14 protein-coding genes are annotated in these 12,581 nt (G+C 58.0%); 8 read left to right on the top strand and 6 right to left on the bottom strand.

Translation table 11 applies throughout. The annotated features are described in order from the left end of the window. Window positions 1–4: 4 nt before the first annotated feature. Complete coding sequence (locus BFR47_RS15380) at window positions 5–319, top strand: YdbL family probable chaperone protein (protein ID WP_071473884.1); 315 nt, start codon at window positions 5–7, stop codon at window positions 317–319. Window positions 320–496: 177 nt separating this feature from the next. Next, the gene (locus BFR47_RS15375; protein ID WP_071473883.1) at window positions 497–2,641 is read left to right on the top strand and encodes a S9 family peptidase; all 2,145 of its coding nucleotides are present in this window, start codon (window positions 497–499) and stop codon (window positions 2,639–2,641) included. 245 nt (window positions 2,642–2,886) lie between these two features. On the opposite strand, the gene BFR47_RS18845 is transcribed toward BFR47_RS15375, so the two are convergent. The 3 genes from BFR47_RS18845 to BFR47_RS15365 all read right to left on the bottom strand — a co-directional run bounded on the left by BFR47_RS18845 (window position 2,887) and on the right by BFR47_RS15365 (window position 5,565). After that, entirely contained in the window at window positions 2,887–3,069 is a 183-nt protein-coding gene (locus BFR47_RS18845; RefSeq protein WP_245748955.1) for a hypothetical protein, read from the bottom strand. Window positions 3,070–3,101: 32 nt separating this feature from the next. Further along, the gene (locus BFR47_RS15370; protein ID WP_245748954.1) at window positions 3,102–4,235 is read right to left on the bottom strand and encodes a sodium-dependent transporter; all 1,134 of its coding nucleotides are present in this window, start codon (window positions 4,233–4,235) and stop codon (window positions 3,102–3,104) included. A gap of 211 nt (window positions 4,236–4,446) precedes the next feature. Beyond that, entirely contained in the window at window positions 4,447–5,565 is a 1,119-nt protein-coding gene (locus BFR47_RS15365; protein WP_071473882.1) for an acyl-CoA desaturase, read from the bottom strand. 144 nt (window positions 5,566–5,709) lie between these two features. Here BFR47_RS15365 and fabR point away from each other — a divergent pair, with 144 nt between their 5' ends. After that, window positions 5,710–6,321 (top strand): HTH-type transcriptional repressor FabR, encoded by a 612-nt coding sequence (gene fabR / locus BFR47_RS15360; protein ID WP_071473881.1) that lies wholly within the window; start codon window positions 5,710–5,712, stop codon window positions 6,319–6,321. A 23-nt stretch (window positions 6,322–6,344) separates the two neighbouring features. Continuing rightward, window positions 6,345–6,707: a YijD family membrane protein gene (locus BFR47_RS15355; RefSeq protein ID WP_071473880.1), complete on the top strand. Its 363-nt coding sequence runs from the start codon at window positions 6,345–6,347 to the stop codon at window positions 6,705–6,707. A 52-nt stretch (window positions 6,708–6,759) separates the two neighbouring features. Here BFR47_RS15355 and sseA read toward each other — a convergent pair whose 3' ends face one another. Beyond that, window positions 6,760–7,617, bottom strand: coding sequence for a 3-mercaptopyruvate sulfurtransferase (gene sseA, locus BFR47_RS15350; protein ID WP_071473879.1), 858 nt, complete (start codon window positions 7,615–7,617; stop codon window positions 6,760–6,762). Between the two features lie 578 nt (window positions 7,618–8,195). Here sseA and BFR47_RS15345 point away from each other — a divergent pair. Further along, window positions 8,196–8,516, top strand: a complete 321-nt coding sequence (locus BFR47_RS15345) for a putative signal transducing protein (RefSeq protein ID WP_071473878.1) — start codon at window positions 8,196–8,198, stop codon at window positions 8,514–8,516. A 9-nt stretch (window positions 8,517–8,525) separates the two neighbouring features. Here the strand turns inward: BFR47_RS15345 and BFR47_RS15340 are convergent, their stop codons facing one another. Continuing rightward, window positions 8,526–8,807: a DUF1145 domain-containing protein gene (locus tag BFR47_RS15340; RefSeq protein ID WP_071473877.1), complete on the bottom strand. Its 282-nt coding sequence runs from the start codon at window positions 8,805–8,807 to the stop codon at window positions 8,526–8,528. Beyond that, on the bottom strand, window positions 8,804–9,400 hold the full coding sequence (gene rsmD, locus BFR47_RS15335; protein WP_071473876.1) for a 16S rRNA (guanine(966)-N(2))-methyltransferase RsmD: 597 nt from the start codon (window positions 9,398–9,400) through the stop codon (window positions 8,804–8,806). Before rsmD ends, BFR47_RS15340 begins: the two co-directional genes overlap by 4 nt. Window positions 9,401–9,530: 130 nt before the next feature. On the opposite strand from rsmD, the gene ftsY reads away from it, so the two are divergent. From ftsY to ftsX, 3 genes are read left to right on the top strand one after another with little or no spacing between them, the layout of a single operon-like run. Next, window positions 9,531–10,919: a signal recognition particle-docking protein FtsY gene (gene ftsY / locus BFR47_RS15330; protein ID WP_071473875.1), complete on the top strand. Its 1,389-nt coding sequence runs from the start codon at window positions 9,531–9,533 to the stop codon at window positions 10,917–10,919. Then, entirely contained in the window at window positions 10,920–11,585 is a 666-nt protein-coding gene (gene ftsE / locus BFR47_RS15325) for a cell division ATP-binding protein FtsE (protein ID WP_071473874.1), read from the top strand. It begins immediately after the preceding gene. Beyond that, window positions 11,582–12,529 (top strand): permease-like cell division protein FtsX, encoded by a 948-nt coding sequence (gene ftsX / locus BFR47_RS15320; protein ID WP_071473873.1) that lies wholly within the window; start codon window positions 11,582–11,584, stop codon window positions 12,527–12,529. The genes ftsE and ftsX overlap by 4 nt, the downstream gene beginning before the upstream one ends. The last annotated feature ends 52 nt before the right edge of the window (window positions 12,530–12,581 follow it).

The following is a 12,581-nucleotide window of genomic DNA, read 5'->3' as shown; positions in this document are numbered from 1 at the left end:
CTCTATGCGGTGGTTGGCAGTGATATTGGCGGCCTGTCTGAGCTGGTCGGCCTGGGCGCTGGACCTGCAGCAAGCCAAGCAGCAGGGCCTGATTGGCGAGCAGCTGAATGGCCTGGTGGGCGTGGTGCGCGGCAGTGGTGAGGTGAACGCCATCGCCAGCGATATCAATCGCAAACGGCTGGAAAATTATCAGGATATCGCCCGGAAAACCGGTACCAGCCTGACCGTGGTGCAAGCTCGCGCCGGCCAGCTGAATATCGAGCGTACTGCCAGCGGACACTATATCCAGCTGGCCGATGGTAGTTGGCGGCGTAAGTAATCACTTCGATGGTGGAGCCGGTAAAATAAGGTTCCACACGAGTTTTTATGCTGCTTCTCTTCGCATTTTTCAGTAAATACGTTGGTGCGCGGGTGCCGATCTGGTTAAAATTAAACCAATTCTGGATTGTCGAAGACAAGGAGCAATTTGATGCGCAATAGGGTTACGCTTTGCTTGATGTTAGCATGGGTGGCTTGTGCCAAACCCCACGCTAAAGGTGCTGATGTGGAAGTAAAGCCTCCTGTCGCCAAGAAAATTCCTCATGTTCTGATCAACCACGACGATACCCGGATCGACAATTATCACTGGATGCGGGATGACGAACGCGACGATCCGCAGGTGCTTACCTATCTGGAGCAGGAAAACCGGTACAGTGAGCAGGTGCTCACACCGCTGAATACGCTGCAGGAAGAGCTGTACCAGGAGATGATCGCCCGTATCCGTCAGGACGACAGCTCGGTTCCCTATCTGAAAAACGGTTACCGCTACCAGACCCGTTACCAGAAGGGTCAGGAATACGGCATTATCGAACGCCATCCCGAAGGACAACCCGAGCAGATTGAATTGCTGCTGGACGGCAACGAACGTGCCCGGGATCAGGCCTACTATGGCCTGGGTCAGGTTGCGGTCAGCCCCGATCAACAGACCCTGGCCTTTGCCGAAGATTTTGTCTCCCGTCGTCAGTATCAGGTCCGTTTCAAGTCGCTGCAGACCGGCGAGCTGTTTGATGAAGTGCTGGAAAACACCTCCGGCAATATTGAATGGGCCAACGACGGCAAGACCCTGTTCTACGTCAGGCAGGACGAAAATACCCTGCTGCCCTACCAGGTGTACCGTCATACCCTGGGTACGCCCCAGAGCGAAGACGTGCTGGTGCATGAAGAACAGGATCCCAGTTTTTATACCAGCATCTACAAGAGCCGCTCGGAAGATTACATCGTCATCGGTTCCTGGAATACGGTATCCAGCGAGATCAACCTGATTCCGGCCAATGACCCTGCAGCACCGGCGCAGGTATTTTTGCCCCGCCAGCGTGGCCACGAGTACGACCTCGAACACTATCAGGGCCAGTTTTATGTCCGTTCCAACAAGGACGGCACCAACTTCGGCCTCTATCTGGCGGAAAACGGCAGCACGGAGCAATGGCAGCCACTGATCCCGGCCCGGGAAGACGTGTTGCTGGAAGGCTTTACCCTGTTCCGCGACTGGCTGGTGCTGGAAGAGCGCAGCGAGGGGTTGGTGCATCTGCGCCAGATCCACCGCAAGGATGGCCGTGAACACGACATCCGCTTCGATGATCCCGCCTATGTGACCTGGCTGGGGGTAAACGCCGAGGACGACAGCCCCTGGTTGCGCTACGGCTATTCCTCCATGACCCGTCCGACCACCATCTATGAAGTGAACATGGACACCCAGGAGCGGCGCGAACTCAAGCAGCAGTATGTGGGCGAGCAGTTCAATGCCGACGACTACCGCAGCGAACGACTGTGGGTCACCGCACGGGACGGCGCCAGGGTGCCGGTGTCGCTGGTATACCGGGCCGACAAGTTCAAGCGCGATGGCAGCAATCCGCTGCTGGTGTATGCCTACGGTTCTTACGGTGCCAGCATGGATCCGGACTTCAGCAGCTCGCGCCTGAGCCTGCTCGACCGTGGCTTTGTCTATGCCATCGCCCATGTGCGCGGCGGCGAGGAACTGGGGCGGGACTGGTATGAACAGGGGCGTCTGCTCAGCAAGGAGAACACCTTTCACGACTTTATCGATGTTACCCGCGAGCTGTTAGTGCAGGGTTATGGCGACTCGGAGCGGGTTTTTGCTTCCGGCGGCAGCGCCGGTGGACTGCTGGTGGCCTCGGTGGTCAACATGGCGCCCAAGCTGTTCAAGGGAGTGGTGGCGGCGGTGCCTTTCGTGGACGTGGTGACCACCATGCTGGACGACTCCATTCCGCTGACCACCGGTGAGTACGACGAGTGGGGCAATCCGGCGGATCCCGAGTATTACCACTACATGAAGTCCTACAGCCCCTACGATCAGGTGCAGGTGCAGTCTTATCCGCATATGCTGGTCACCACCGGCCTGCACGACTCTCAGGTGCAGTACTGGGAGCCTGCCAAGTGGGTGGCCAAGCTGCGCGAGATGAAGACCGACGATAACCTGTTGCTACTGCATTGCGACATGGAGGCCGGCCATGGGGGCAAGTCCGGTCGCTTCGAGTCTTATCATGAGCTGGCGCGGGAATATGCCTTTCTGCTGGCACTGGCCGATGAAGGCGCCGGCACCAAACTGGCAGGCTTCAGGGAGCACATCGGGCTGGTTAACTGATCCGCTTTCTGATGCTGGCATGACCCCTGGCCGATTTTTTGCAGTTGGCCGGGGTCATGCGGTTTCTTGCCGCGACCCTAATGTAATAGGCCAAAGGGCCTGCTCCCCAGACTCGCTGTGAATACTTCCTGTACGCTCTCCGTTTCGTCCCTGAAACGGAAGGTCGGTGGAGCAGATCCCTGTGTCCTCCCTGTACACCCTGTTGCCTCTTTCCTCGTACGCCAATACAGACGATGCTTTGCCTTTTAGCCGGCGATTGACTGAATAATCACCACCAGCACCAGTACCGGGCACACGAAACGCACATACCAGGGCCAGACCTTCCAGAACAGACCCTGTTCCAGTTCGGGGCAGCCCGACTTCAGCTCGGCCAATACCTTGTTGCGCTGCCAGACCCAACCGGCATAGATCGTGATGCACAGGCTCACCAACGGCTGGGCATACTGGGTGGTGAGGGTGATTACCAGCCGAACAGGGCGCCGAAGTTGAACACGATGATCAGGCTTACCAGGGTACAGAGCGTGGTCATCAGCCAGGTGGCCTTGATGCGCGACAGGCCGGTGGACTCCATTGCCAGCGACACCGGCGCCTCCAGCATGGAAATGGATGACGTCAGTGCCGCTACCATCATCAGCAGGAAGAAGGCGAAGGCCACCGGGTACTGAGCCTGGCCCATGGTTTCAAACAGCGCGGGCAGGACCGAGAACACCAGGGTATCGGAGCTGAGCAGACTGCCATCTTCGGCAAAGATGGGCACGCCGTTGTGCTGGGCCACGTACATGGCGGGCAGGATCAGCAGACCGGCCAGAAAGGCCACGCCGGTATCCAGCAGGGTCACCTGGGCAGCCAGGGCCGGAATGCGGGTCTGGCGGCTCAGGTAGGAGCCATACAGCATCATCACCGCCGCGCCCAGCGACAGCGAGAAAAAGCTCTGCCCCAGGGCACCGATCAGCACCTTCCCGTTCAGTACCCGCGAAAAGTCCGGGACCAGATAGGCCCTGAGGCCTTCGCCGGCGCCCGGTTGCAGCAGCATGTAACCGGTCAGCAGTACCAGCATGATCAGCAGCAGTGGCATCAGTCGGGTCGACCATTTTTCGATGCCCTGTTCCAGCCCCCGGCTGACCACATAGAGGCTCAGCAGGGCGAACAGCAGGGTGAACACCAGGTTGCGGGAGGTGGAAAAGCCGGTCAGCCAGCCGGCGGCATCATGGGCGCCCGCCATGCTGGCCAGCGGCTCCAGGGCGTAGGCGACAAACCAGCCGGAGACGATGGCGTAAAAGGTGAAGATCAGGCTGACGGTGAGTACGGCGGCCAGCCCTACCAGGCCGGCGATGGCCTTGCCCAGCGGATTGGCGGTCAGGGTCTGCAGCGCCCGGAACGGGCTGGCCTGGCCGTGACGCCCTATGGTGATTTCCGCCACCAGCATGGGGTAGCCGAGCAGGAAGATAAACAGCAGATAGACCAGCAGAAAGGCGCCACCACCGTTACTCGCCGCCTGAGTGGGAAAACCCCAGATGTTGCCTACGCCAATGGCCGAACCGGCGGCGGCCATCACGAATCCCAGTTTGCTGCTGAATTGTGCCCTTTTTTCCACGTCGTGCTTGCTCCTGCTGACTGTAAAGTTAACCGTACAATTACGGTCGAATAAAAATGGCGCAGACTATGGTGTTTTGCAGAGTTTTTGTCAAAGAGAAGTATTCAGGGTAGAGGATAAGGGTGAGCTTGCTCGTATTTCCAGCAAAAAATAAGGCGGGAAGTCCCGCCTGTTTGATGATGCAACCGGTGTGGTTGTGCGATCAGTGCCGTTATGCAAACTGGGTGGTGAGCTTGAGCCAGTTGCGCCGCTGGGTGGTAAAGGAGGCCTTCAGTTCATCGCAATTCAGCTTGAGCCGCAGCTCTTCGTATTTGCAGCGAGCCGCCTTTTTCTTCAGTTCCAGCAGGCTCTTGCGTACCTGATAGTAGCTCTTGAGCTGCTCCAGCAAGCGTTCGTATTCGCTATGCAGCAGGGCCAGCCACTGCTCGGTATCGGCATTCTGCTGCTGACGCAGTATTTTCTGGCGAGCGATTTCCAGCCGGCGTTCCAGCTGGGCCTGCTCGATACGCTCCTGCGGGCAGGTCCGCAGCCGCGAAGCCAGACCCAGCCAGCTCATGGAACGGATTAGCCACTTGGTGGGGTCGTAATGCCACCAGCGGATACCGTTGCGATAATCGAATTCGAACAGATGGTGAAAGTTATGGTAGCCCTCACCGAAGGTCAGTACCGCCAGCAGATCGTTGTCACGCGCCGAGTTCTTGCTGGTGTACGGCTGACGGCCCCAGTAATGGGCCAGGGAGTTGATGAAGAAGGTCACATGGTGGCCGAGGAACAGGCGCAATACACCCGCCATCAGCAGCATGCCCCAGATATCGCCGTGCCAGAATCCCAGCAGCAGCGGCAGAGCGATATTCATCACCAGGGTCAGCGGCAGATAGTGTTTATGTTGGAACTGCAGAATGGGGTTGCGTTTGAGATCCGGGATATTGCTGTCATCGGGGGTGTGGTAATGGCGCAGCATCCAGCCCATGTGCGAGAACCAGAGTCCGCGGCTGGCGGAATAGGGATCCTTGTCCAGATCATCCACATGGCGATGATGGCGGCGATGATCGGCACACCAGTGATATGCCGAGTTCTGCAACGACAGGGCGCCGCCCAGGGCGAACAGCCACTGCAGCAACGGGTGAGCATCGTAGGCCTTGTGTGCCCAGAGGCGGTGATAACCGGCGGTGATCGACAGGCAGCTGTAACTGAACAGCGTCAGCATGGCGAGCCATTGCCAGCCATCATAGCCCTGAGTCAGGCCATACCAGGGGACCAGCACCATGGCCGCCAGGCCGGAGCCTGAAAACAGCAGAAGGTTGGTCCAGAGCAGAGGGGGTTTACGCATGTCTATATCCATTGAGCGAACAGCTGTACACCATTCTCGTATTTAATAACAGTTATCGTCAATCAGAAATTGACCAACCGGGGCTGACCGCGTTCTGACAAAAAGGTATGATCCGTATATTAACAAATTAGACTCTGGTGTGCCGTGGGCATTCGCGCAGAACAAAAAGAAAAGACCCGACGTTCTCTGATTGATGCGGCTTTTCGCCAATTGAGTGCCGAACGTAGCTTTTCCAGTTTGAGTCTGCGCGAAGTGGCTCGGGAGGCGGGGTTGGCTCCGACTTCTTTCTACCGTCACTTCAAGGATATGGAAGAGCTGGGGCTGACGCTGGTGGATGAAGGTGGTCTCACCCTCAGACAATTGATGCGTCAGGCTCGTCAGCGCATTGCCGATGGTGGTAGTGTTATCCAGATTTCGGTAGAAACCTTCATGGAGTTTATCGAGCGAAGTCCGGATGTTTTTCGGTTGTTACTGCGAGAGCGTTCCGGGACCTCGGCTGCGTTTCGCCAGGCGGTCGCACGGGAGATTCAGCACTTTACCGCCGAACTCACCGATTATCTGGAAGAAAAACAGGAAACCAGCCGAAGCTATGCCGAAACCCAGGCTCAGGCGATGGTCACCATCGTTTTCAGTGCCGGGGCCGAGGCGCTGGATATGAATGAAAAAGAGCGGACGGTATTGGCCGAACGCATGATTCTGCAACTGCGCATCATTGCCAAAGGCGCAGATGCATATCACAAGGCAAAGAGGCTTTAGGCCCTACATTAGGAAGGATGACCATGTCTGGAAGTAAGCAAATTCGTCGCAAACCTATTTTGTTGGCGCTGTTGGTTGGTCTCTGCGGGAATGCCACTCTGGCGACCCTGAGCGTCAGTCAGCTGGCATTTTCCATTTTCCCCATCGTTGCACTGGCGTTGGCTGCGCACATGCTTTATCAGGAATATCTGAGCGTACCGATGGAAGGTGACACCCCCCTCTGTACCCTGCTCGGTTTCTTGATAGGGGTATTCGGCTACTCGGCGTTTTTACGTACCCAGTTCCCGGAAATGGGTACCAACTACCTGTCGGTGATGATCAGCCTGGTGCTGGTGATCTGGCTGGCGCTGAAGATGGGTGTTGCGGCCCGACCTGCCGCCGAATAAAGCAGTCGGCAACAACAATGCGAATGCCCGCCTTATGGCGGGCATTTTTAGTTTAGTGGTCAGTCACCACCGGCAGTTGCTCCGAGCTTCCCCATTCCGTCCAGGAACCGTCGTAAACGGCTACTTTTTCATGCCCGGTGAGTGTGGCGGCCAGCGCCAGAATGGCGGCGGTCACGCCGGAGCCGCAGCTGCAGATCAGGCGTTGTTCGGGCGCCAGCAGCGATGCCAGCTTCAGCGCCAGCTGTTCCCGAGGCAGGAAACGGCCTTGTACCAGTAGCTCGCCAAAGGGCAGACAATAGGCGCCGGGCATGTGGCCGGGACGAACGCCGGGGCGAGGGTCCGCCGCCTGACCACTGAACCGTTCGAGGCTTCTCGCATCCAGTACCCGGGTATCTGGCTGTGGCAGGGCTGCTTGCACCTGGGCCGCATCGGCTATCCAGTCGGCCTGGCGGTGGGCAACAAAGTGGCCGGGGGCGACGCTGGCGGGTTCTCCCTGCTCCAGGGGGTGCCCTTGTTGTATCCAGTCCGGCAGGCCACCATCCAGTACCGCAACCTGCTGGTGTCCCATGGCTCTGAACATCCACCAGGCCCGCGGTGCGGCAAAGATACCGCTGCTGTCGTAAATCACGATGCGATGATGGTTGCTCAGGCCCAGCTCGGATACCTGCCGTGCAAACTGGGTTTCCGATGGCAGCATATGGGGCAGTGAGCTGCCATGATCCTTGATTTTACTGTCGAAATCGAAGAAGCGAGCACCGGGAATGCGCTGTTGGCGCCATTCCTGTTCTCCGGAGCGCTGGGCGGCCGGCATGTACCAGCTGGCATCCAGCACCATCAGATCCGGATGTTGTAAATGGGTGGCCAGCCAGTTTGAGTCCACCAGTGCCGATGGTAAATGCAACGAGCTCATTAAAATCACTCCTTTAATGTCAGACGGCTTTATCCTAAGCGCCGTTCATGTTCCCGGCCACCGTTTTATACCATGGATTCTGGTTGAGACTTTGCCCTTTTATCTTGTAAGAGATCTCTCAATAAGCGGGCGGATAAGACGTTTTAATATGCGGATTTTAAGACGAATAAAATGTTTTATCCTTTTAAAACAAAGTTATAAATTATTTGTGTGATCGGGAGTGAACCCTTTTTCTGTTTTTTTGTCTTGAGGCTTTGGCAAAGTTATCTATAGTTAGAAGGGCAAGGAGCAAGGAAGTCGGTCAGGAAGACAGGCTGCCAGGAACGGCGAAAGGAACCCCGCAGGATGCGGTCAAGGACACCTCCCAGGACGGAGATAGTCGAGCGAATCAGGATGAATCGCGGTCAGGATGACCAGGACGCACCGATGGATCGGGAAGAGGAACACCTTAAGGATAAGGTAATTTGTCAGGGAATGCAGGGAGCAACTTGGTTTAAGGATTAACCATACGACAACCCAAAAGGGGGTGACATGACGTCACCCCCTTTTTCTATCTGCCATTCCGGCACAGGGGCAGCATGAACGAGTGGATCCCGGTTTATCAGGCGACCAACAGCCTGGAGGCACATACCCTGAAAGGCTCTCTGGAGGTGTCGGGAGTCACCGTGCAGTTGCAGGGCGAAGCGCTGTCCGGCGCTTTGGGTGAGTTACCCGCCAACGCCGTGGAAGTGACCCTGCTGGTACGTGCGCAGGATCTGGAGCAGGCGCGAAAGATACTGGAGTCTTATCGGCGTGGTGCCGGCCCGGCCTGGTATTGCCGGCACTGTGGCGAACACAATGCCGGCAGCTTTGAAACCTGCTGGCAGTGCGGCCATGAGTCTGACATGACCGAGTTGTAGGTCTTGAGCTTAACGCTTCTGTTCCATCATCTCTTTCAGACGGGCCCGGTGATGGTGCATGGCAAAGGAGCCGAACACCAGCACCGCCAGGTAATCCTTCGGGGTTGGATGCAGCACGCTGGCGACCTGCTTGAGCATCAGCATCTGCAGCAGATGCATGAACAACACCACGGCACCCAGGATAAGCGGCATGGAGCCGACTTCTGCTATTTCCGGACCTACCAGCGCATAAATAATACCGGCCCAGAACACCAGCATGACCAGCCGCATCACCAGATTCAACACCTTCATTCCACTTGTGTCCTCGTATAAAGTTGATAACTGACCTGACCCGCCTGTTTGTCTTTCAACAGCCGCCAGGTCGGCGGTAGCGGCAAGGTCTCTGCATTCTGTTCCCGTTCGATATAGATTTTGGCGTCTTCGCTCAACCAGCCGCCCTGCTCCAGTTGCTGGCAGGCGGCAGGCAGCAATTCCCGGTGAAACGGCGGATCCAGAAACACCAGATCGAAGGGCGTCGCCGTGCCTTGCAGAAAACCGAGGGCATCGGTATTAACCACCCGACCCGATGCCGCGGGCAGGCTGGCCAGATTGCGCTGCAGTTGCTGCGCCACCCGGGCATCTTTTTCTACCAGTACCACTTCGGCGGCGCCGCGCGACAGGGCTTCGAACCCCAGACTACCGCTGCCGGCAAACAGATCCAGACAACGGCCGCCTCTCACGTCGAACATCAGCCAGTTAAACAGGGTTTCTTTTACTCTATCGGTGGTCGGTCTGAGTCCTTCGCTGTCGAGCACCGGCAATTTTCGCCCACGCCACTGGCCACCGATAAGGCGGATTTGCCCGCTGCCTGCCGAGGTTTTTTTTGCCGGTTTTGCTTTTGCCATCTCGTTTCGCCGTCTTTCAATAAAGTGCTAGTATAAGGCGGTTTTGCACCCATAAGGGGTGGGTATTCTAATGAAGGGGTCGAGTCACGGCCAGCCTTAATCTCCCCCGACACAAGCGAGTAATAGCAGGATGGCGAAAAAAGGTTTTTTCTCCTGGCTGGGCTTTGGCAAGAACAAAGATCAGCAGGATGTAGCAGAAGAGCAGAAACAGGCCGAACAGCCGGCGATTGAATCGGAAGTGGAAGCCGGTGCCGCAGAAATAGAAGAGGCTCTGCAGGAGCAGCAAGCCCGGGAAGCGGCGGAACAGGCCCGACTGGCGGCAGAAGCCGAGGCGGCGGAGCAGGCCCGACTGGCGGCAGAAGCCGAAGCGGCGGAACAGGCCCGGTTGGCGGCAGAAGCCGAAGCGGTGGAACAGGCTCGACTGGCGGCAGAAGCCGAAGCGGCGGAGCAGGCCCGACTGGCGGCGGAAGCCGAGGCGCTGGCCCGAGCGGAAGAAGAAGCACGTCTCGCGGCCGAAGAGGAAGCGGCGGAGCAGGCCCGGCTGGCGGAAGAAGCTACCAAAGAAGAAGCCGACAGAAAGGCCGAAAAAGCGCCCAAGAAGGGCTTGTTTGCCCGGCTCAAACAGGGCCTGCTGAAAACCCGGCAAAACCTGGGCTCCGGCTTCTTCGGGCTGTTCAGCGGCAAGAAGATCGACGATGAATTGTTCGAGGAGCTGGAAACCCAGTTGCTGACCGCGGATCTGGGAGTGGAAACCACCCTGTCCATCATCGACAACCTGACCCGTCAGGCCAGTCGTCGTCAGCTGAAAGACGGCGAAGCGCTCTACGAGCTGCTGAAAGAAGAAATGGGACAGATTCTGGACAAGGTAGACAAGCCGCTGGTGATCGACAGCGAGCACAAGCCTTATGTGATCCTGATGGTGGGCGTGAACGGTGTGGGCAAGACCACCACCATCGGCAAGCTGGCGCGCCAGTTCCAGGCCGAGGGCAAGTCGGTGATGCTGGCAGCGGGCGATACCTTCCGCGCAGCGGCGGTCGAGCAGTTGCAGGTGTGGGGTGAGCGGAACGATATTCCGGTGATCGCCCAGCATACCGGCGCCGATGCGGCTTCGGTTATCTTCGATGCGGTCGAGGCCGCCAGGGCGCGCAAGGTCGATGTGTTGATTGCCGATACCGCCGGTCGTCTGCAGAACAAGGCGCATCTGATGGATGAGCTGAAAAAAATCGTGCGGGTGATGCAGAAGGCAGATGGAGCGGCACCGCACGAAATCATGCTGACGCTGGATGCGGGTACCGGTCAGAATGCACTGAGCCAGGCCAAGGTGTTCAACGAGGCCGTGCCGATTACCGGCATTACCCTGAGCAAGCTGGACGGCACCGCCAAGGGCGGGGTGATTTTCGCGGTAGCCGACAAGTTCGGCATTCCCATCCGCTATATCGGGGTGGGGGAGAAAATCGACGATCTGCGGCCCTTCAATTCCCGGGAATTTATCGACGCTCTCTTTACTCAGGAAGAATAAATGATCCGCTTCGAGCAGGTTAGCAAGGTATACAGCGGGGGCTTTCAGGCCCTGCAAAAGGTCAGCTTCCACCTGGAAAAGGCGGAGATGGCGTATCTTACCGGCCATTCCGGGGCCGGCAAGAGCACCCTGCTCAAGCTGATCAGCGTGATGGAAAGGCCCACCGACGGCCAGGTGTTCTTCAATGGCCAGGATGTGAGCCGGATCGGTCGGGGCCATATTCCCTACGTGCGGCGCCGTATCGGCATGATTTTTCAGGATCATCACCTGATCAATGCCCGTACCGTGTTTGATAACGTGGCGTTGCCGCTGGTGATCGAAGGTTACAGTCATCAGGACATTCGCCGCCGGGTATCGGCGGCGCTCGACAAGGTGGGCCTGCTCGGCAAGGACCGTTATTTTCCCCCCATGCTGTCCGGCGGCGAGCAACAGCGGGTGGGCATCGCCCGGGCCATCGTCAACAAGCCATCGCTGCTGCTGGCAGATGAGCCGACCGGCAACCTGGACCCCGAACTGTCGATGGAAATACTGCGCTTGTTTGAAGCCTTCAACCGGGTCGGCGTCAGCGTGCTGATTGCCACCCACGATACCGGTCTTATCAACTCGCAGCGTTATCGCACCCTGGCCCTGAACAGCGGCCGTATGCAGACGGAGGACGTTGCATGAGTGGGCACAAGCTTTCCTGGCCGCAGCGGCTGGCGATGTATGGCGTGGATCACCTGCGGCAGTTGTTTGCCAGTCTGGGTGAGTTGTGGCGCACACCGCTGAGTTCGCTGATGACCATCGCCGTGCTGGGCGTCAGCCTGGCGTTGCCGGCGAGTTTTTACGTGTTGCTGAAAAACGCCGAGTCGGTCAGCGCATTCTGGCAGAGCAAGGCGCAGATCAGCCTCTACCTGCAACAAAATGCGACCGAGGCTCAGGTCACCGAGTTACAGCAGCGGCTGGCAACCCTGCCCGAAATAGAAAAGATCACCTATATCAGCGCCGCCCAGGGCCTGGCCGATTTCAAGGGCGCCGCCGGTTTTGCCGAGGCGCTGGAACTGCTGGAAGACAACCCGCTGCCGGCGGTGCTGATCCTGAATCTGTCCGAGAGCGGCCGGGCGCCGGACGCGGCCGAGTTGCTGCTGGCGGACATGAGTGCCGAGTCGATTGTGGCCACGGCCCGGCTGGACATGGCCTGGCTGGCCCGGCTGTCGGGCATTGTCGATTTGCTGCGGCAGGCGGTGGTGGGGATGGCTACCCTGTTGCTGGCCGGTGTCTTGCTGGTGGTCAGCAACACCCTGCGACTCAATATCCTCAACTGTCGTTATGAAATCGAGGTGATGAAGCTGGTGGGGGCGACCGATAGCTTCATTCAGCGACCCTTTTTGTATGTGGGCCTGTGGTACGGCATCATCGGTGGCTTGCTGGCCTGGTGGCTGACACTGGTGATGGTGTTCTGGCTCAGTCACAAGGTAAATGCACTGGCGGCACTGTATCAAAGCGACTTTGATCTGCTCGGGCTCGGGGCTCAGGAAAGCCTGATGCTTATCCTGACCGGTACCCTGCTCAGCCTGCTGGCCTCGGGATTTTCGGTGCGGCGCCATATCAGGGCGATAGAGCCTAGTTGAACTTAGGCCCCGGACTGTGGTCTCATGGGGCAGCGAAAGGCGAACCACTTGA

The organism is Oceanisphaera psychrotolerans (assembly GCF_001870485.1).
Taxonomy (GTDB): Bacteria; Pseudomonadota; Gammaproteobacteria; order Enterobacterales; family Aeromonadaceae; genus Oceanimonas; species Oceanimonas psychrotolerans.
The sequence above is the reverse complement of the archived record's forward strand: the minus strand, read 5'-3'. Positions and strand labels throughout refer to the sequence as shown.